We start from the raw sequence: 20,152 nt of genomic DNA, 5'->3' as shown, positions 1-20,152 counted from the left end.
AACTAACTTTGCAAATAATCATCAAACGGTATTCCAGTCTAAATTTACAGACAATTTGGCGCTCTAGTGATGATTTTTATCAATTTATAAAGACAAAACGACATAAAATACGACAAAATGAGCCTTTTTAATTCACTATTCGGAAGTTCAGAAGAGAAGAAAGATACATCAAGCAAAATCAATTGGATTCCGTTACAGCATATGGGACAATTGGATGAAATTACTGCTTTATCCGATCAGGCACCTGCGATTATCTTTAAGCATAGTACGCGATGCAGCATCAGCAGATTTGCATTGAAACAATTTGAAAAGGAATTTGATGTAGAGACGTTGGATTCCAACGTTTCTGCTTATTTTCTGGATTTATTGGAGTATAGAGATATTTCCAATGAAGTTGCCAGCCGTTTCAACGTGTTTCACCAATCGCCACAATTATTACTGATTAAAAACGGTAAATCAGTTTATGATGCTTCGCACAGCGATATTAATGCAGAAGAATTGAATTCGAAATTATAAATAAATCCCCCTAAATCTATTGTAAATAAATGAAAGTAAGCAAATGGTTAATGGGCAGTGTTATTGCCGCTCAATTATTATGTTCCTGCGATGCAGTCCGTATTAGTGAAAACTCAAATTATCAGGATTCTCAGTTTGTTTTTGGAACTGATAAAACTGCTATTCTTGTTGGTAATGATGATGTTTTAATAAATGAATTTACTAAGACATTTAATAAAAAATATAAGAAAAAACATGATTTTGTGAGCCATTATGATAGTTTATGTTCTGTTAAACTGAAAGAAGAAAAAATTTTTGGTGAAATAAAACTTGATAAATCTTTTGAATCTGTTTCAAATGATTCTATGACATTGACTATGGATCAGAAAAAAAAGATTGATTCGTTATTTACAAATACAACTGCTGATTATCTGATAAAAATTAATAATCATGAAGTTACAAACAGTATTCAGGGAAGTGTAGGAGCACCTGTGCTTATGGCTGGTGGAGGAATGGGGATGACGAGTACCCAAAGCGAGAGCTGCATTATAAATTCGCATTTTCAGATTTACGATATTAAGACTCGAAAAAAGGTGCTTGATTTTGTTTCTAAAGGAAGCGGATCAGTTCTATTTTTTGCATTTGAGCAAGCTTTTACTGATGCGATGAATAGTTCAATCAAAAATTCAACTGTATATCTAAAAACTGGAAAATTAAAATTTTAAATTAAATTTCTACTGATTGATAAAAATATAGCTGCATAAAAAAATCCATAAAATTAATTATGGATTTTTTTATGTAATGAAATAAACGTCTAAAATTCCCCTCCAGAACCGCCGCCACTAAACCCGCCGCCGCCAAATTCCATTGGAGATTCTTCAGGTTTTATCTCGGGTTTTATTCCAAATTGCGAAGCAGACACAAGAACCTGAATATTGGCAAAAGCATTGGGATCGGTAAAACGATCTGCTTGGAACGTGATTCCGGTTTCATTGTGTTTTGTTTTTTTTATGGCAAAATAAGTAAAGGCAAATAAAACCAATCCGCCAATAGTCAAAGCGGCTTCAGGCGGTAAAACATGATGATACGTTCTGAAAGTAAAAAAGCTGAAACAAAGTGCTAAAAAGCCAATCCAAAGCATCATTCGGTCTTTGTTTTTCAAAGAAAAAACGAGATATAGTATTGGAATTGTAAATGTAAATACCCAAAAGAGCAAAGCAAATGGAATTTCGGGACTCGGGCCATCATATAAATAATCTCTAGACAAATTGAAATTCAATTCTCTGACCACATAATAATTCCCAGCGAGATAAAACAAAATCAGGCAAAAGCCTTTGGCTAATTTTAGTCCTTTATAATAGTAAGGAAAAGATAAGTTTTTCAATGTTTTTTTAGAAATAAAATAGCCTATACCCGAAAATAACATCATCACAAAAGGCAATATGGCTTTGCCTATAATAAGATATTCAAACGTCAGATAAGCTATAGTTCCTGTTATCCCGATACAGGCCAGCAGTGCCAATGAAAGATTCAGATAACGCAAATAAGCTCCACTTGATGCAATTGCGATTACAATAATAGCAGCAAGATAATTTGGATCGTAGTTTATGTCAAATGTGAGGGAGACTGCAATGGACAGAGATAGAATTGCTCCCAAAATAAAAGCATCATCTAGGCCAAAACCGAAATATTTCATTTCTCGGGACATAAATTCTTTGGTACCAAAACCTATTATCGCAAAAAAATAAATAAAATAGATATATTCATTACCGTTGGAAGCAAGCAATAGCAATGACACAAATCCGCAGATTGATGAATACAGCAAGCATCCTAGAATAAAAAAAGCAATCCGGATAAAAAGATTTTTGTGGCTTTTTAGCTTTAATAATTGCTTGCTGAATGATTTGTATTGTTCCTCACTAATAAACCCCGATTGCTTTAAGCGATGGGCTTCTTCATCTAAATAGACATTGTTTAAAAGGTCTTTATCGTATGCTGTCATCGGAAGTTTTTTTGTTAAAATGTTTAATCAGTTTTATAAAGCCAATTATAGCACCAATGAAATAAAAAGGGGTTGTAAAAATGAAAAGAAAGAAAAAATCATCAAAGTGTATGCTGTCCAAGAGTCTTGCAAAAAAGATATTCATCCCTATAAAACCATACAAAACCGTGAAAATAAACAACGAAATAGACCTGACTTGAAAACTTAAATTATAAAAATAGTAAGATGCAATTCCCAAAATCAGACCAAATGGGAACCAATAATCCGCACAAAGATTAACGATACAGGCAATACCGATTAAGTGCAGGGAAAAAGTAAGATAGACCAGATTAAAGTGTTTTTTCAAACTGATTTTAGAGGCATACAAGACCCAAAGCAGCAGCGTCAGTCCAAAAGCCAGACCAACATAACTCAAATAAGTATTGTCAATCATCTCATTGTCAAAAATATGTTTTGGGTCTGCTGAAATTCCAAGATAAGCTGCCATTCCGGTGATTCCAATAGAGAGAACGCTTTTGTTATCAAAATAATAGGCACAAAAAAGACTAATGACAGTCGGAACCAGAGTTGCTAATCCATAATGAGTTCCAAAAGTCTGGTATTGAAACTGCAGATAACCTATAAATGTACAGCTCAGTATAACGGCTGTAAGCACCAGATAATCATAAAGCGGATTAGGAAAAGGCGCTTCTTCTTTATTGAATCCTGGATGATTTTTAAAGCAAAAATAAAAACAGCCAATTGTAACTAACAGCAATAAACCAAGAAGTACAGTATGTCCAATGGTATCAATGTTCTGATAGATTAAAATACCAATTCCAGAAGTAAATAACAGCATTGAGAGGTATAATAAGAACTTTAATTCATTGTGTACTGAAAACAGTTTTAAATTACGATAAGCGCGGACAGCTTCGAATTGTTCTTCAGTAATATGATTTTGATCAAATAGCGTCTGCACCGCTTGATCCTCGAAATTCGGCATATAATTTTAATTAAGATATTTCTCAAATATATAGATTTTTTGCAATTAATTATGAAAGTGATATTTGTTTTTGATACATCAAAAATTATCCCTTAACATTTTCTTGGTTACATAAAACTTCAATGTTTATTATTCTTTAATTTGTGGAGAAACTCAAATTACTTAAATAAAATTGTATTACCCAGCACAATGATGTATATTGCAAAAACATAAAATATTTAAGATGAGTGATTTGAAATATACAAACAAAACAAAAGCGGCTTTTATTCTGCTGATTGTTATGGTTCTTATTCTATTGAATAATTTCAGGACACTGCATAATTCCAAAAAAACAAATGAAGATATTAATACCATTTTTAATGACCGATTGGTAGTAGAGCATTATATTTTTCAATACGCAAATGAAATTCATTCGATAAAAGCAAGTGTAATACAATCTCAATTAAATGATAATCAGAAAATTGAGTCGATTGCATTAGCATTAGGTAATATTCAAGATATTGATAAACTATATTTAAAAACGGTTTTGACTTCTAATGAGAAATTATTTTTTAACTCTTTTTTATCTGCCTGCACTTCGATTAAAGAACAAAACCGAAATAAAAACTGGAATCAAATTACAAACCTGAGCAATAATGCGTTGCAAACATTAGGAAAATTGTCTAATCTTCAAATAAAGGAAGGAAGGTCCAAATTAGACCATGCTACTGCCATACATAATGGTAACAACAGTTTGGGCGAACTCGAAATTGCCTTGCTGGTCATTTTAACTGGGATTACTACTTTTTTATTAATGGCGAAGAAAAATAAAATCAAAGTCAAGATACCCGAAGCACCAAGTTTGAATTAATGCAATAAAAAATTACAGTTTATAATTTCAAAAAGGCTTAATTTGTAAGTTTCTGACAATAATTTACAGTTTTCTTTTTTCTGCACATTTTCAGCATCAAGAGATTTTGAATTATATAATTTTGCTTTACGATGAGATTTGTCTGTACTTGATGGGATACTTCTTCGGATAAAAAGAGCCCTAAAGTTATCTTTGCAACTGACTGGATGAAGAAAAATTATCCAGTTTCAACAGAAAATAAACAGGCCGAATATGAACTGCTGAAGGCAAGCGCAATAGATTGGACTCTGGTTAGGCTTCCTTTGATTGAGCAGACAGATGAACGATTTGATACCAATGTCAGTTTAGAAGATTGTTTAGGGGATAAAATCAGTGCCACTGATTTGGCAGATTTTTTTATTGAACAATTGTATGATAAAACATTTATTGGAAAATCACTGTTTTTGTCAAATGTTTAAAAAAGATATTTAGGTTTTAACCACGAAGTTCACAAAGAATTACCAAAAGTTCGCAAAGCGTTGTGTTCTTTGTGAGCCTAGTGGTTTAAAAAACTAATTCAATTTCGAAAAAGTATTTCCTTGGTGGATATCTCCAGTATTGTACCCTTTCATAAACCAGTATTTGCGCTGCTCAGAGGTTCCGTGGGTAAAAGATTCTGGAACAATATGTCCTTGCATTCTTTTTTGTATTGCATCATCTCCAACTGCTTGTGCTGCACTCAGTGCTTCGTCAATGTCACCAATATCAAGATTTTCCTGATTGTGTTTTGCCCATACTCCAGCATAAAAATCAGCCTGCAGTTCTAAGGCTACAGATAATTTATTTGCTTCAGCCTCATTTTTTCCTTGCTGGGCTTGACGCATTTTTGCAGATGTACCTAACAGTGTTTGTATATGATGCCCTATTTCGTGTGCAATAACATAAGCTGTTGCAAAATCTCCTCCTGAGGCTCCAAATTTTGTTTGTAATTCATCAAAAAAAGCCAAATCCATATATACTTTTTGATCTTCTGGACAATAAAATGGACCAGAGGCTGACGATGCACCGCCACACGCAGTTTCTACAGAATTTGTAAATAAAACCATTTTTGGTTTTATGTATTCCATATTGTTTTCTTCAAATATTTTAGCCCATACAACTTCAGTATCTTTAAGGACAACTTTAGGAAACTCTCCTAATTTTTTTTCCTCTTCGGTTAATGGCCTGCTTTCAGTCTGTGTTGTCTGCAGCTGGTTAAACTGTTCTAATATTGGAGTAATCATTTGAGCATTTTCTCCGCCAAAAGCATTTATAAGTAAAATAATAATCCCAATTATTCCTCCGCCTACAATAGTTTTACCTCCGCCAGACATTCCTCTGCGGTCTTCAACATTGTCGCTTTGTCTTCTTCCAATCCATTTCATTGCTAGTATAATTTATTGGTTAGTCTTTAAAAATTAAGATTCTTTAAAATTAAGATAAAGCTTATAAAATGCTATTTTTTGCTTTTAGCCATTTTTCTAAAATATCTTCAAGCGTTTTCTTTATAATAGGTTTTGAAACATAGTCATTCATGCCGGCTTCTATGCATTTCTCTTTTTCACCCATTATAGTTCCCGCAGTGAGGGCAATGATAATAGTATTTTGTAATTGCTGTATTTTTCTAATCGCTTTAGTGGCTTCATAGCCATTAATTAATGGCATCTGAATGTCCATAAAAATAATGTCTGGATTAATTTCTAACACTTTTTCAAGTGCTTTTTCGCCATCACTGGATTCATAAATTGTACATTTTGGTACAATTTGCTTGACTAATGTTTTGGTCAGCAGCATGTTGATTTTGTTGTCCTCTACAATTAATATTTTGGGTTCTTCGTTTTCAAATTGTAATATGCGGTTTTCTGAAATTACTTTTAAAGAATCTGATAATTTGTTTTGCTTTAATTTATTACTGCTTTTTAATTTTATGTCAAAGAAAAAAGTACTTCCTACATTATACAGGCTGTCAATCTGCAGTTTACTGTTCATTAAACTTAGTAATTGATTTGAAATTGTTAATCCAAGTCCTGTTCCGCCAAATTTTTTGGTTGTAGAACTGTCTTCCTGCGAAAACGCCTGAAAAATGATTTTTTGATTACTTTTTCGGATACCAATACCTGTGTCTTTTACTGAAAATCTTAAAAGAGTTTTATTTTTATAGACTTCTAATGTAGAAATGGTAAGATCAATTTTACCGGCATGAGTAAATTTAATTGCATTTGTCAATAGATTAATGAGTACTTGTTTTAATCGGATATAATCGACCCAGATGAATTTTGGAACGTCATCATTAATTATATAATTTATTACTAAATTTTTGGAATGAGCCTGATAATTAACTAATTCTTTTATTTGAAGAATAATGTCATTGATACAGTATTTTTCTACGTTAAGCTCTAATTTTCCAGACTCAATTTTAGAAAAATCAAGTATGTCATTAACCACCTCTAATAAAATATTTGCGGATTGGTTAATGGTATTCATATATTGTTTTTGAGTCGTTTCGAGCTTAGAATTCATCAGCAGATCGGTATAGCCTATGATTCCGTTTAGAGGCGTTCTAATTTCATGACTCATATTGGCAAGAAACTCTGATTTTGCCTTGTTTGCCGCTTCTGCTAGTTCTTTTTCTTTAACGATGGATTCGTTTTTCTTTTTTTCGGTAATATCGATAAGAATTCCTTCCATAAAAGTAATTTCTCCATTTTTTAAAATCGAATCTCCAAATTCTTCTACCCAGACAATTGAACCATTTTTATGCGTAATCCGATAAATAATATGCAATGGTATTTTATCCTCCAGAGCAGTTTTGTTTTTTAATATAACATTTTCTAAATCTTCATCAAAAATCAAGTCTATGAAAAATATTTTATTCTCTAAAAAATCAGATTTAGGATATCCGGTCAGTTTTTCAATTTCGTCATTGAGGTAAATTTTTGTGTATTTTTCATCGTAATTGGATAAATACACAGTTCCGGGGATATTATTGGCTAATAAACGGAACCGTTCTTCACTTTCCTCAATAATTGATTCATTCATATTTCGTTCAATGGATGTGGAAATGTTTTTTACTAATAACTGTAATATTGAGATTTCATCCTGACTCCAAATACGTTCTTCTGTTGAATTATCAAAAACAAAAAAGCCATCAAATTCATTTTTTATGAAAATAGGGAAAAACAGCATTGTTGCTGGATTTAACCGGCTTAAAGCAGCACTTACGGTTTCATTTTGGACGTTGTTTTTAATGATTTCAAAAAATTCTGCTGGAGAGAAATCCTTTAAAGTGTTGTCAAATTCAGAAAATTCCAGATTTTGCAGGATAGGATAAACAGTGTCGAAATTCTGCAGTTCATTTGTCCACATACATTTTTGGTCAAATAAATTGGTTTTTTTTTCTTTTTTAAAAAATGAGATTCGCTCTGATTTTGTTACTCTTCCTAATTCATTAATTATTCCTCTAATAAGTTTTTCAGTACTTTTTTCTAATAAAAACTGATTAGTATTTTTATTAATAACTAACAGCAATTCGCTTTTGTAAGCTAAATTCCGTTCTATTTCTAATCGTATATGAGATGCTAAAGCAATTACAATTAAATCGGAAACAGATTTCACAAAATTGATATCTTCATTGTCCCAATTTTTAATTCTGTGTGTGGATTCGTACGAAAGGATACTTTTTAACTCTCCGTCAATAAAAATAGGAGTGTCCAGTGTTGAGTATATGTTATTGCTGTAAACATAATTGTCTTTTATTTTGTTATTATCAGTATAAGATCTAATATCCGACTGTACTACTTGAAGTTTACTTTCAATTTTTTTAAAATACTCCAGATTTTCATTTCTGAAAAAGCGAATGTCATTTTCCAGAATATTTTTTTTGGATTCATAGAGTTTACTGCAGATTATCTTATCCGTGTCATATACCCAATAGCCTACTCGGTTTACTCCTAATGCAGCAGAGGTAATATGCAGGATTCTAGTAATCGTCTGATCAAAATTTTCATTACTGGAATGGTTTGAAACCGCTATATCTTTTAAGGTTTTGCTGTATTTTCCTATTTTATACTGTCTCTTAGATTTTTCATCTTCGATGTTTTTTAATAGTGTTATATCTCTTGCAATTCCAGAATATCCATCAATTTCTCCACTACTGTTTCTTCTGACAAAAACATTTTGGGAAATCCATAACTCACTGCCGTCTTTTTTGATAATAGGGAATTCGAGTGTTGTAAAATTTTCTTCAATATCAAGAATGTTTTGGTAAAAACTCATGGTATTGGTTATGTAATCTTTTCTTATTAATGAAGAGAAATCTTTGTTGAGAAATTCATCTTTTGAATATCCTAAAGTTTTTATTGCATAATCATTGACAAAAGTAAATCGGCCTCTAGCATCTGCTTCAAAAATAATATCAACAGCGGTTTGAATTAAAATTTCATATTGTTTTCTGATTTTTATTTCATTGGTAACATCTTGGCCAATTCCAATGATGGAGTTTTCATTGAACTTTTTATCAATCCACTGAATGAATTTGTATTCACCGTTTTTACATTTTAATTTCCTAATATATAAACGATTGTCTACAAAGGTTTTATGGTAGTCGAAGCCGATAAATTCAGGGTCTTCTGTTAGTTTCCAAAAACCATATCCCATCACTTCTTCTGGAGTGTATCCTAAAATAGCCGTTATAGTATCACTGCAGAAGGTTACTTCTCCCATTTTGTTTGTGGCAATGGTCAGTGAGTTCCCTTTGTTTACAATTTCATTTGTAAAATTGACCTTTTCCTGAATTTTATAAATAGCGATATGCTTAATATGATTTATTATAAATATCATTGTAGAATAATTGATAAGTATAACAGCTTTGGAGGTAGGAACTATATTAAAGGTAAATATTGTAATTAAAAAAGCGCAGACGAATCCACAGAAAATCCAATACTTTTTTATAGGCTTTATAATAAGATAGGAAAAGAAAAATGCTAAAATGAAAGTGTAAGTTGGTATATTATCTGTTGGTAAAAAAACGATATTGTATGCCGTAGTTATGAAATGTATATAAAATAAGACCGTAAATATTGTTTGAACTCTATTGTATAAATATTTTGATTTTTCACTCAATATAAAGAACAATAAAAAAATAACTCCAACAGAAAAGTAGTAATTTAATAAGCTTTTGGGCCTAACCTTAAATAACTCAAACAATATTTCTATTAATGGAAGAGATAGTCCGAGAAATAATAAATAGAGTAAATATTCTCTTTTGTCTAACTCTTTTGATGTAAGATTATTTGTGTTTTTTAGAATACTGTTTATTTTGTGGTTGGAATAAATAATTGCAAGTAAAATGACAAAAAACAGTGCCAGTAAAATAGTATTCCGATTCGTAATGTCTATTAATAAATTTTGTACCAGATTTAATGCCATGGGCGTATAAACTGAACTTGATAAAGAAAAGTTGAAGTTGAAAAACAGTAAAATTTTACAACATAATAGCATAGTTTTCGGGGGTGACTATTTAATAAAATGTTTTAATCGTCTGCAATTTAATTTTAATAGTTAAAAAGTTATTCATTTTCGGCAATACTGTTTATTCCTATAACTGCACTGTAAATGGCATAATTCATAGAATAAATAAAAGGTATTGTAAAAAACATACCGACACAGCAAGCCATAAGACCTATTAATGAACCAATAATTGCTACAACTATTAACCCTAATAAAACAATTGGCTGTTTGAAAACAATTTGAATACTGTATTTTATTGCATCCATTGCCTGTAAGTTACCAAATATAATCAGAGGAATGGTAAGAAGTGTTATAAACGATATGAAATAGTTAGTTATGATGCCCAGAAACTCAAATTTTATATATCTGAATAAAGTAGCCTGAGCAAATGCAATTGTAGTAATAATAAGAGTCGAAATGATAATTTCTTTTAAATAAGGTAATTTATAGAGTGAAAATAAAGAAGAAATCGGGAAATTTTCATCTCTGTCTCCATGATCTGCCATTTTTAAGAAAGCCGCCTGAAAAGGACTGAGCAAACAGGAAATAATTATGGAAATAATTCCCACGGTATCTATATTAGACTCAATAAGTTTTTCAATTTTAAGCTGTCCCGAAGAAAGTTGCTTTGTCATTTCGGTTATACCAACAATTGAGATTAATGAAAAAGCGCTGAAAGCAATGAATAATATGCTGAAGATAACTATAACTGATCCAGCATATAAAGCAATTTTCTTGTAATTTTCAAAGGCGTGATTGAATACATTTCCAAAATCAATCTGGTATCCGTTTTTTTCAATTTCCTGTAATTTTTCTAAAGTTTGGTTCATTATATATTGTTAGATTAGTTATTCGTAGATTTAAAAAGACTTTTTAAATGAAGCCTCGAGACCAATGATATTATATTCTAAATCACAATTCAATTATTATAAAGGTATGTATTAGTGTACAAATTTACTGTATTTTTTTTTATTTAAATGAAGAAGTTTTTTTGACACTTTTATATCTTTTTCTGAGTGTTTATAGCCAGTTCAATAATTTTTTTAAAGTACTAATTTTGCTGTCTGTATAAGGAGCATATCTTAGGTTTAAATCCAGCCAATTTGCTTTTTTTACAATTCCTTTATGATGGGAAAAAGTGTCAAAACTCAATTGACCATGATAAGCACCAATTCCGCTGTGGCCTACACCTCCAAAAGGAAGTCTTTTGTTTGCAAAATGAATTATAGTATCATTAATACAGCCTCCGCCAAAAGAATGATTCAAAATTGTTTTTTTGGCAAATTTTCTGTCATCGGTAAATACATATAAAGCTAACGGCTTTTCATAACGTGAAATTATTTTATCAATTTCTTTTTCATCTTTATAAGTAATTATAGGAAGTAAAGGGCCAAAAATCTCTTCCTGCATCAGAGGGCTTTCAAGATCATTTTCTTCAATTAAGGTTGGTGCAATATAGCAGTCTTCAATATCAATTTCACCTCTGAAAATTACTTTCTCCGGCTCGATCATGCTGACTAAACGATGCCAGTTTTTTTCGTTTACGATTCGGGCAAAATCGGGAGAGTTTTTTGGGTTTTCTCCATAAGCATTTGTGATTTCATTTTTTAGGAAATTTACAAAATGACTTTTCATTTCTTCCTGAATCAAAATATAATCGGGAGCAATGCAGGTTTGTCCGGCATTCAGAAATTTCCCCCAGACTATTCTCTTGGCAGCAAGTTTGAGATTTGCAGTTTCATCAATGATGCAGGGGTTTTTACCGCCTAATTCAAGGGTGACCGGAGTAAGATGTTCTGCAGCGGCTTTTGCAACAATTTTTCCAACAGCAGCACTTCCAGTAAAAAAAATATAATCCCAGCGCTGTGCCAATAATTTTTTAGCAGTTTCAATACCGCCTTCAATTACTTTTACATGCTGATGATGGAATACTTTCTCTATAATTTTTAGAACTATAGCCGATGTCTTTGGCGTTAATTCAGAAGGTTTTAATACTACTTGATTTCCTGCCGCAACAGCCGCTATTAAAGGACCTACCGCTAATTGAAAAGGATAATTCCAAGGTGCTATAATTAAAACTTTCCCATAAGGTTCTTTTACAATGTAATCTGTCGAAGGAAAATTAAATATAGAGGGGATTACGTTTTTAATTTTGGCCCATTTTTCAATATTCTTTATTGTATCCTTTAATTCCCAAATAATATAACTGATTTCTGTAGCAATTGATTCAAATGGAGGTTTTTTGAAATCCTCAAGTAATGCCTGGATGATTTCATTTTCATGCTTGATAATTTCATCCATTAATTTTATTAAAGCTTCTTTTCTGGTACTAATATTTAATTTGTAACTCATAGTAAAAAAAAGATTTAAGTCATTATCTAAGTGCAAGTTAAATTTAAAATTCAATATAAAATACTTTTTATACGAAATTTAAATAGCTTTCCAGATTACTTCATCTGGAGTTGGAGCAGTTATAATAATCTCTTCTTTCGAAACAGGATGAACAAAGACCAGCTTTCTGGCATGCAAATGGATGCCTCCGTCAGGATTGCTTCGGTCAAAACCATATTTTAGATCTCCTTTTATTGGAGAGCCAATAGCTGACAGCTGTGCCCGTATCTGATGGTGTCTGCCCGTGTGTAACTGGATTTCAAGTCCAAAATAATTATCCAGTTCCTTGATGATTTTATATTCCAGACTAGCTTTTTTACTATCGGGAACTTCTTTTGTATGGGCTTTTGAAGTATTGTTTTTCTCGTTCCTTTTGATGTAATGAACCAGTGTATTTTCGTTTTTTGAAGGCCTGTTTTTGACTACAGCCCAATAGGTTTTTTTGGTTTCCCTGCTGCTGAACAATTCGTTCATGCGTGTCAAAGCCTTGCTGGTTCGGGCAAAAACTACAATTCCGGTTGTAGGTCTGTCCAGTCGATGTACGACTCCAAGAAAAACTTCGCCAGGCTTATTGTATTTGTCTTTTATGTATTCTTTTACAACCTCGCTCAATGGTTTGTCACCCGTTTTGTCGCCTTGCACAATGTCGCCCACACGTTTATTTACAACAATCAGGTGGTTGTCTTCGTGAAGGATTTGAAGATTATGTTTATTTGAAATTACTTTCATTGCTTTTTGAGTTGCTAAGATACTAAGATGCTAAGTCCCTAAGTTATGGAAAAACTTAGAAACTTAGCATCTCAGAGACCTAAAGTATTAGTATTGTTCTTTCTCGTTTGGAAAATCCTGTGATTTTACATCGGTTACATATTGGCTGATAGCCGAAGTCATTCCTTCGTAAAGATTCATGTAGCGTCTTAAAAAACGAGGGCTGAATTCATTATTCATTCCCAGCATATCGTGGATCACCAATACCTGTCCGTCAACTCCGCCTCCGGCACCAATTCCGATTACCGGAATAGAAATGCTTTTTGCAACTTTTTCGGCCAAATGAGCAGGTATTTTTTCAAGAACTAATGCAAAGCAGCCCAATTGTTCTAGTAGTTTAGCGTCTTCAATTAACTTTTCGGCTTCTTCATCCTCTTTGGCGCGAACGGTATACGTTCCAAATTTATAGATAGACTGTGGTGTTAATCCCAAATGTCCCATTACCGGAATTCCAGCGTTCAGAATTTTTTTGATGGATTCTTTGATTTCTTTACCGCCTTCCAATTTTACAGCGTGACCACCGCTTTCTTTCATAATTCTAATGGAAGAACGCAAAGCCTCTTTAGAATCAGATTGGTAACTTCCAAAAGGCAGGTCAATTACAACCAAAGCTCTCTCTACAGCCCTCACAACAGATGAGGCATGATAAATCATCTGATCCAAAGTAATTGGCAGTGTTGTCTCGTGACCAGCCATAACATTGGAGGCCGAATCCCCAACCAGAATTACGTCAACTCCGGCAGTGTCCACAATTTTAGCCATGGTATAATCATAAGCTGTAAGCATGGAGATTTTTTCGCCATTGGACTTCATGTCAATTAGTGACTTGGTGGTAACTTTTTTGTAATCTTTTTTAATTGCAGACATGTAATTTCCTATTTTATTTCCGAAATCTCGGGATTGATTTTTGTTTTGAAAGTGTAAAAGTAATAAATAGAATTTTTCTAAATTGAGTTTTTAGAAAGAATATGTGGTTGAGAGCTAGTCAAATTGTGACATTGGTAATTTATTATGTAGTTTTGGTAAGTTTTGTTAAAATATGTAGTTTTTTAAGAGAAGGATTTCAAGGATTTAGACCTGACAGGTTTCAAAATCCTGTAGGTATTACAATTGAAACCAAAAAATCACAATTGCCTGTCTTTAGCCCCGAAGTGGAAATCCTTTTGTAGAGACGGATTTCAAACCCGTCTCTACAAAAGACTGCAACGAAGAGCGGTAACCATTATTCCTAAAATGCCAAATCTTTCTGCTCCTGAAAATAATGATTGGTTTCAGGGAATTTGAAATCTTTATAAAATCTTTATATCCTGTCTCGTTATCTTATAAAATACTTATAGGATATGGTTTAACTTTGTCATATCAAATAAATGCAGGAATTATGAGCGCTATTTTGAATCAGATAAAGGTTAAAAATCAATACTTAATAAGTGTATTGTCAGTCGGTACGGTCGCTGGATTGTGTTTGTTTACCAGAGATTTTCTGGATTATAAAATTGTTGGTTATCTTCTATTGGTTGTAGTTTCTGTTTTGTCTATGTTCTTGGGGATTCTGCCTTTATTACTGAGTGCAGTTTTAAGTGCGCTGATACTGAATTTTCTATTTATAGAACCGTACTATACGTTCCATATCAGCAATGCCGAAGATTCTTTGTTACTGTTTTTGTTTTTTATCATTGCTCTTGTAAATGCTGTTTTAACACACAAAATCAGAAGAGCTGAAAAGATATTGCAGGTAAAAGAGGTTAGAATTAATACGATGAAACTTTACAATGCTCTTCTGGATTCATTGTCTCATGAATTGCGAACACCGATTTCGACGATTATGGGAGCGATTGATACTATTCAAACCAAATCGGTGCCTATTTCTGAAGAAAACAAGGAGAATTTATATGCTGAGATCGAGAAAGCTTCTTTGAGACTGAATCATCAGGTAGAAAATTTACTGAATATGTCCCGGCTGGAGTCAGGTGTTATTGAACCCAAGCTGGATTGGTGTGATTTAGAAGAATTGATTTATAATGTTTTGGATCATTTAAAGGATGATTTACAGTTTCACAAAGTGGTTGTGAAAACAGATGAAAATTTACCGCTTTTCAAGTTAGACTATGGTTTGATGCAGCAGATAATTTATAATTTAGTTTTTAACGCTTCACAGTACACGCCCAAAGGAGCCAAAATAGAAATTAAGGTTTCCTATAATGCAGATGTCGATTTTGAATATAATCCAGATAAAGTATTTCCGTGTGTAATCACAATTGCCGACGATGGCATTGGTTTTCCCGAAAGCGAAATTGATAAAGTATTTGACAAATTTTATCGACTTCAAAATTCCAAAACAGGAGGGACAGGACTTGGATTGTCTATTGTAAAAGGATTTGTCGAAGCACAGCACGGGATAGTAACGCTTGAAAATAGGGAAGAAGGAGGATCGGTTTTTATCCTTCGTTTTCAAACCCTGATTATGAATACTAAAGAAATTTCAAATGAATAATGGTGTCCAAATTTTGGTAATTGATGATGAAGTTCAAATTAGAAAACTACTTGAAATCACATTGGATTCCAATGATTACAGAACAATTTTTGCCGTGAACGCAAAAGAAGGATTGTTGACTGCAGCCAATCATCAGCCTGATTTGGTTATTCTCGATTTGGGTCTGCCTGATGAGGACGGACAAGCTGTTTTGAAACGCCTGCGCGAATGGTATAAAAATCCAATTATTATTTTAACGGTAAAAAGTGCCGAAGATGAAATTGTAAAAGCGCTTGATAACGGAGCCAATGACTATTTGACAAAACCGTTCCGCACGCAGGAATTGCTGGCTAGAATCCGGACAGCATTGCGGAATAAGGTAACGGAGGAAAAAGAACTGATAATTGAATTTGGTTCGGTTTCAATCGATTTGGCTTCCAGAATTGTCAGGCTGAACAATGAAATTTTGAAACTCACGATGACAGAATACAATCTGCTTTCCATTTTTGCAAAAAATGAAGGGCGCGTATTAACTCATCAATATTTATTAAAACAGGTTTGGGGCAACAGTTATGCTGACCAGACACAATACCTCCGGGTCTTTGTTGCCCAGCTCAGAAAAAAAATAGAAGATGACCCAAACCGTCCTAGGTTTATTATTACTGAATCTGGTGTAGGCTACCGATTCAATACAGGTTAAAATCAGCTAAGAAAGTTTAAAAAAGAATACAATTTGAAGTGTGTTATACGCCTCATACAGGACTTTCTATGTCCAAAAATTAATGAATAAATAAGAATAAATTTTAAATAAAATGAATAAATCAACGGTTCAAAAAGTTACAGCTGCATCGCTTTTGGTGGCACTAGGAATTATTTACGGAGATATAGGAACCAGTCCGTTATATGTTATGAAAGCCATTATCGGGCAAAGGGAAATATCGAAACTATTAGTTTATGGAGGGATTTCGTGTATATTTTGGACACTTACTTTTCAGACAACTTTTAAATATGTTTTGCTGACACTTTCGGCAGACAATCATGGAGAAGGAGGTGTGTTTTCCCTCTATGCATTGGTCAAACGATTTGGAAAAGGAAAATTGGTGATTCCGACAATTCTGGGAGCCACAACGCTTTTGGCTGACGGAATTATTACACCGCCTATTTCTGTAGCTTCGGCTGTAGAAGGATTAGGTGATGTAGTTCCAAATATTCCAATACTTCCAATTGTTATTGTAATCCTGTCTGGTCTTTTCTTTTTTCAGCGTTTTGGCACCCAGAAAGTAGGATTCTTTTTTGGTCCAGCCATGGTGGTTTGGTTTTCCATGCTTTTGGTATTGGGATTTGTACAGATTTTGGAGCATCCAGCGATTTTGACCGCTTTGAATCCTGTGTATGCTTATGAGTTATTGGTTGAGTATCCTCATGGATTTTGGCTGTTAGGTGCTGTTTTCCTTTGTACCACTGGAGCCGAAGCCTTGTATTCGGATTTAGGACATTGCGGAAAAAGTAATATTAGAATCACATGGGTTTTTGTAAAAATTGCTTTGGTTGTCAATTATTTGGGACAGGCCGCTTGGTTAATGAATCAAAGCAGCCCTTTTCTTGAAGGCAAAAATCCTTTTTATACAATAATGCCTCAATGGTTTTTGTTTTCGGGTGTTGTGATTTCGACTTTTGCTGCAATTATTGCTTCACAGGCATTGATAAGCGGTTCGTTTACATTGATTAATGAAGCGGTGTCACTTAATTTTTGGCCTCGGGTGACGATGAAAAACCCAACCAATTTGAAAGGACAGATTTACATTCCGTCAGTGAATACCATTTTGTGGATCGGCTGTATTTTGATGGTTTTGTATTTCAGGACCTCATCTAACATGGAAGCGGCTTACGGATTTTCGATTACTATAGCCATGCTGATGACGACAGTTCTTTTAAATTATTATTTGATTTATATCAAAAAAATGAACAGGATTCTCATCACTGCAGTCATAACGGTTTTTGTGGTTATTGAAATCGCATTTTTTGCTGCCAATATTGTCAAAATCAAAGAACGATGGATGTTTTTGTTTTTTGAGCTGTTTATATTTATGACAATGTATGTTTGGTATTTTTCAAGAAAAATTAATAACAAGTTGGTGAAATTTACCAATCTGACTGAATACTCGGCAAAATTTAAAGAATTGAACAATGATATTTCAATCCCGAAATATTCTACCCATTTGATTTATTTGTCAAAAGCCGACAGGGACTATGAAATTGAAGAGAAAATATTGAATTCAATTTTTTCTAAAAAACCAAAGAGAGCCGATGTGTATTGGTTTTTCCATATCAACCGGACTAATTCTCCTTTTGATCTGAATTATGAGGTTATAGAGCTGCTGGATGATAAAGTAATTAAGATTGTCTTGAATATAGGTTTTAGAATCCAGCCAAAAGTAGAATTATATTTTAAACGAATTGTCCAGAATCTGATTGATAACAAAGAGTTAAATCTGCACATTCGTTCTGACGGTTCTACAAAATACAATGCGGAACCTGATTTTAAATTTGTTATTATTGAGAAGTTTTTGTCTGTAGAAAATGAGTTTTCTGTAAGAGACGGACTTTTACTGAACTCTTATTATATGCTGAAAAACATGTCTTTATCAGATACCAGAGCTTTTGGACTTGATAAAAGTGATGTAGTTATCGAAGAGATTCCAATAGTTTATCATCCGATTACTAAACTGGAATTAGAAAGGAAGGCAGTTAGTTAGCAGTTTTCAGATTACAGAAGGCAGATTTCTGTACGTTTCAGTCTGTGATAAACAGATAAAAAAGATTTCAGAATAAGAATATTAGCATCTTATCTGAAATCTTTTTTATGCTTCTGTAATTTTCGATATTTCTAAAATCTGCCTTCTGCTATCTTAATTCTTTTGCCTGCTTTCTTAAACCTAACAATCCGCCATATTTACGGCAATTGCGAGTCCGCCTTCGGAGGTTTCTTTGTATTTGGAATTCATGTCTTTGGCCGTTTGCCACATAGTATCAATGACTTTGTCAAGAGATACTTTAGCATTTTTTGCATCAGTTGCCAAAGCAAGTTCAGCGGCATTAATTGCTTTTATGGCACCCATAGTATTTCTTTCGATACATGGAATCTGTACTAAACCGCCAATAGGGTCGCAGGTTAACCCCAAATGATGTTCCATAGCAATTTCGGCAGCCATTAATACCTGAGCAGGATTTCCGCCTAATAATTCGCATAAAGCTCCTGCAGCCATCGCACTGGAAACACCAATTTCGGCCTGGCACCCGCCCATTGCTGCCGAAATAGTAGATCCTTTTTTGAAAATACTGCCTATCTCGCCCGCAACCATCAGGAATTTTTTGATTTCGTTTTCGCCTGCCTGATGGTTTTCGATAACTAAATAATACATCAAAACGGCAGGAATTACACCTGAACTTCCGTTTGTTGGAGCAGTTACAACCCGGCCTAATGCAGCATTAACTTCATTTACCGCTAATGCAAAACAGCTTACCCATTTTAGAATCTGGCGGAACTTTACTTCGGTTTTTCTGATTTCTTCCAGCCATTCCTGCGGTGTAGAATAATTACATAGACCAATCAGATTTTGATGCATGTCAAAAGCGCGTCTTCGTACATGTAAACCTCCGGGAAGTATTCCTTCGGAATGGCAGCCAATATACATGCATTCCAGCATAGTGTTCCAAATACGCAGTAATTCGTGATGAATTTCTGTTTCGGGGCGCATGGATTTTTCGTTATCATAAACGATTTCAGAAATGGATTTATTTTCTTTGGCACAATAGGCCAAAAGTTCGCTTGCTTTGTTAATAGGGAAGGGGAAGGCGCATTTTATTGCAACTTTATTTTGGGCATTTTCCCGTTCTTCTTTGACAACAAATCCGCCTCCTATGGAATAAAAAGTAGAACTGTATTCTGCTTCGTTATTAAAATATACAGTAAATGTTAATCCATTAGCATGAAAAGGAAGAAAGTTTTTATTGAAAACAATGTCCTGAAGAATATAAAAGGGAATATTGATTTGGTTTCCCAAATGGATTTCGTTTTTGGCTTCAATCGATTTGATGATTTTGTTAATATTTTGGATAGGAATGTATTCTGGGTCTTGGCCGCTAAGTCCAAGCATAATTGCCAAATCGGTGGCATGTCCCTTTCCGGTTAATGAAAGAGAACCGTACAGATCTACTTTTACCCTGATGACAGTATTGATGTCGTAATCGCTTCTGAGTTCATTTAAAAAACGTTCTGCTGCACGCCAAGGTCCAAGGGTATGCGAACTGGATGGGCCAACACCAATTTTTAACATATCAAAAACAGAGATACATTCTTCCATAAATTTTTATTTTATTGATGAACAAATATAATTATTAATTTATGTAATATTGACTATTTTGTTTTAATAAGTGTGAATTTGATAATATTAGCATGGGTTTTTGTTGATGCTTTATTGGATTGTTAAAAATGAAAGATAGGGAAAGAGCTGTTTTGTTTTTTTAAAGAAAAAAAATAAAGATATAGTGGAGAGCAGGACGGGTGTTTCCTAGAATTTATAATGTTTCTGCTCCAATAAAATATTAATTGTTCTTTAGTTAAAAGCCTGCCAGTCATTCCTTAGTTTTAGGAACAAAAAATATTTT

At 33.3% G+C, this 20,152-nt stretch carries 17 protein-coding genes; 8 read left to right on the top strand and 9 right to left on the bottom strand.

Annotated features, from left to right (window positions below; genetic code table 11):
- Positions 1-117 precede the first annotated feature (117 nt).
- Complete coding sequence (ytxJ, locus tag OZP07_RS12515; RefSeq protein ID WP_194641985.1) at positions 118-516, top strand: bacillithiol system redox-active protein YtxJ; 399 nt, start codon at positions 118-120, stop codon at positions 514-516.
- Positions 517-545: 29 nt separating this feature from the next.
- Entirely contained in the window at positions 546-1,220 is a 675-nt protein-coding gene (locus OZP07_RS12510; protein ID WP_194641986.1) for a hypothetical protein, read from the top strand.
- Positions 1,221-1,309: 89 nt separating this feature from the next.
- Here OZP07_RS12510 and OZP07_RS12505 read toward each other — a convergent pair whose 3' ends face one another.
- Entirely contained in the window at positions 1,310-2,497 is a 1,188-nt protein-coding gene (locus tag OZP07_RS12505) for a hypothetical protein (protein WP_281635329.1), read from the bottom strand.
- Positions 2,481-3,479, bottom strand: a complete 999-nt coding sequence (locus OZP07_RS12500) for a DUF2157 domain-containing protein (protein WP_281635328.1) — start codon at positions 3,477-3,479, stop codon at positions 2,481-2,483. Before OZP07_RS12500 ends, OZP07_RS12505 begins: the two co-directional genes overlap by 17 nt.
- Positions 3,480-3,702: 223 nt before the next feature.
- On the opposite strand from OZP07_RS12500, the gene OZP07_RS12495 reads away from it, so the two are divergent.
- Together OZP07_RS12495 and OZP07_RS12490 are read left to right on the top strand one after the other, a co-directional pair.
- Positions 3,703-4,329, top strand: coding sequence for a hypothetical protein (locus tag OZP07_RS12495; RefSeq protein WP_281635327.1), 627 nt, complete (start codon positions 3,703-3,705; stop codon positions 4,327-4,329).
- A 206-nt stretch (positions 4,330-4,535) separates the two neighbouring features.
- A complete protein-coding gene (locus OZP07_RS12490; RefSeq protein ID WP_281635326.1) occupies positions 4,536-4,787 on the top strand; it encodes an NAD(P)H-binding protein in 252 nt (83 codons plus the stop codon).
- A 93-nt stretch (positions 4,788-4,880) separates the two neighbouring features.
- Here OZP07_RS12490 and ypfJ read toward each other — a convergent pair whose 3' ends face one another.
- The 6 genes from ypfJ to panB all read right to left on the bottom strand — a co-directional run bounded on the left by ypfJ (position 4,881) and on the right by panB (position 13,881).
- Positions 4,881-5,732: a KPN_02809 family neutral zinc metallopeptidase gene (gene ypfJ / locus OZP07_RS12485; RefSeq protein WP_281635325.1), complete on the bottom strand. Its 852-nt coding sequence runs from the start codon at positions 5,730-5,732 to the stop codon at positions 4,881-4,883.
- A 61-nt stretch (positions 5,733-5,793) separates the two neighbouring features.
- Positions 5,794-9,186, bottom strand: coding sequence for a PAS domain S-box protein (locus OZP07_RS12480; RefSeq protein ID WP_281635324.1), 3,393 nt, complete (start codon positions 9,184-9,186; stop codon positions 5,794-5,796).
- Positions 9,187-9,914: 728 nt separating this feature from the next.
- On the bottom strand, positions 9,915-10,685 hold the full coding sequence (locus OZP07_RS12475; RefSeq protein WP_281635323.1) for a DUF2189 domain-containing protein: 771 nt from the start codon (positions 10,683-10,685) through the stop codon (positions 9,915-9,917).
- Between the two features lie 190 nt (positions 10,686-10,875).
- On the bottom strand, positions 10,876-12,207 hold the full coding sequence (locus tag OZP07_RS12470) for an aldehyde dehydrogenase (protein ID WP_281635322.1): 1,332 nt from the start codon (positions 12,205-12,207) through the stop codon (positions 10,876-10,878).
- 78 nt (positions 12,208-12,285) lie between these two features.
- Positions 12,286-12,975: an RluA family pseudouridine synthase gene (locus tag OZP07_RS12465; protein WP_281635321.1), complete on the bottom strand. Its 690-nt coding sequence runs from the start codon at positions 12,973-12,975 to the stop codon at positions 12,286-12,288.
- Positions 12,976-13,062: 87 nt separating this feature from the next.
- Positions 13,063-13,881, bottom strand: a complete 819-nt coding sequence (panB, locus tag OZP07_RS12460; protein WP_194641292.1) for a 3-methyl-2-oxobutanoate hydroxymethyltransferase — start codon at positions 13,879-13,881, stop codon at positions 13,063-13,065.
- 107 nt (positions 13,882-13,988) lie between these two features.
- Here panB and OZP07_RS12455 point away from each other — a divergent pair, with 107 nt between their 5' ends.
- The 4 genes from OZP07_RS12455 to OZP07_RS12440 all read left to right on the top strand — a co-directional run bounded on the left by OZP07_RS12455 (position 13,989) and on the right by OZP07_RS12440 (position 18,240).
- A complete protein-coding gene (locus OZP07_RS12455) occupies positions 13,989-14,183 on the top strand; it encodes a hypothetical protein (protein ID WP_281635320.1) in 195 nt (64 codons plus the stop codon).
- A gap of 209 nt (positions 14,184-14,392) precedes the next feature.
- The gene (locus OZP07_RS12450) at positions 14,393-15,505 is read left to right on the top strand and encodes a sensor histidine kinase (RefSeq protein WP_281635319.1); all 1,113 of its coding nucleotides are present in this window, start codon (positions 14,393-14,395) and stop codon (positions 15,503-15,505) included.
- Positions 15,498-16,184, top strand: coding sequence for a response regulator (locus OZP07_RS12445; protein ID WP_281635318.1), 687 nt, complete (start codon positions 15,498-15,500; stop codon positions 16,182-16,184). Before OZP07_RS12450 ends, OZP07_RS12445 begins: the two co-directional genes overlap by 8 nt.
- 112 nt (positions 16,185-16,296) lie before the next feature.
- The gene (locus OZP07_RS12440) at positions 16,297-18,240 is read left to right on the top strand and encodes a KUP/HAK/KT family potassium transporter (RefSeq protein ID WP_281635317.1); all 1,944 of its coding nucleotides are present in this window, start codon (positions 16,297-16,299) and stop codon (positions 18,238-18,240) included.
- A gap of 180 nt (positions 18,241-18,420) precedes the next feature.
- On the opposite strand, the gene OZP07_RS12435 is transcribed toward OZP07_RS12440, so the two are convergent.
- Complete coding sequence (locus OZP07_RS12435) at positions 18,421-19,848, bottom strand: L-serine ammonia-lyase (protein ID WP_281635316.1); 1,428 nt, start codon at positions 19,846-19,848, stop codon at positions 18,421-18,423.
- Positions 19,849-20,152 lie beyond the last annotated feature (304 nt).

It is taken from the genome of Flavobacterium marginilacus (assembly GCF_026870155.1).
Classification (GTDB): domain Bacteria; phylum Bacteroidota; class Bacteroidia; order Flavobacteriales; family Flavobacteriaceae; genus Flavobacterium; species Flavobacterium marginilacus.
The sequence above is the reverse complement of the archived record's forward strand: the minus strand, read 5'-3'. Positions and strand labels throughout refer to the sequence as shown.

Coding starts and splice junctions, on each gene's coding strand:
- OZP07_RS12510 (WP_194641986.1), top strand. CDS start 546: ATGAAAGTAAGCAAATGGTTAATGGGCAGTGTTATTGCCGCTCAATTA.
- panB (WP_194641292.1), bottom strand. CDS start 13,881: ATGTCTGCAATTAAAAAAGATTACAAAAAAGTTACCACCAAGTCACTA.
- ytxJ (WP_194641985.1), top strand. CDS start 118: ATGAGCCTTTTTAATTCACTATTCGGAAGTTCAGAAGAGAAGAAAGAT.
- OZP07_RS12500 (WP_281635328.1), bottom strand. CDS start 3,479: ATGCCGAATTTCGAGGATCAAGCGGTGCAGACGCTATTTGATCAAAAT.
- OZP07_RS12505 (WP_281635329.1), bottom strand. CDS start 2,497: ATGACAGCATACGATAAAGACCTTTTAAACAATGTCTATTTAGATGAA.
- OZP07_RS12435 (WP_281635316.1), bottom strand. CDS start 19,848: ATGGAAGAATGTATCTCTGTTTTTGATATGTTAAAAATTGGTGTTGGC.
- OZP07_RS12450 (WP_281635319.1), top strand. CDS start 14,393: ATGAGCGCTATTTTGAATCAGATAAAGGTTAAAAATCAATACTTAATA.
- OZP07_RS12495 (WP_281635327.1), top strand. CDS start 3,703: ATGAGTGATTTGAAATATACAAACAAAACAAAAGCGGCTTTTATTCTG.
- OZP07_RS12490 (WP_281635326.1), top strand. CDS start 4,536: ATGAAGAAAAATTATCCAGTTTCAACAGAAAATAAACAGGCCGAATAT.
- OZP07_RS12440 (WP_281635317.1), top strand. CDS start 16,297: ATGAATAAATCAACGGTTCAAAAAGTTACAGCTGCATCGCTTTTGGTG.
- OZP07_RS12445 (WP_281635318.1), top strand. CDS start 15,498: ATGAATAATGGTGTCCAAATTTTGGTAATTGATGATGAAGTTCAAATT.
- OZP07_RS12475 (WP_281635323.1), bottom strand. CDS start 10,685: ATGAACCAAACTTTAGAAAAATTACAGGAAATTGAAAAAAACGGATAC.
- ypfJ (WP_281635325.1), bottom strand. CDS start 5,732: ATGAAATGGATTGGAAGAAGACAAAGCGACAATGTTGAAGACCGCAGA.
- OZP07_RS12470 (WP_281635322.1), bottom strand. CDS start 12,207: ATGAGTTACAAATTAAATATTAGTACCAGAAAAGAAGCTTTAATAAAA.
- OZP07_RS12480 (WP_281635324.1), bottom strand. CDS start 9,186: ATGATATTTATAATAAATCATATTAAGCATATCGCTATTTATAAAATT.
- OZP07_RS12465 (WP_281635321.1), bottom strand. CDS start 12,975: ATGAAAGTAATTTCAAATAAACATAATCTTCAAATCCTTCACGAAGAC.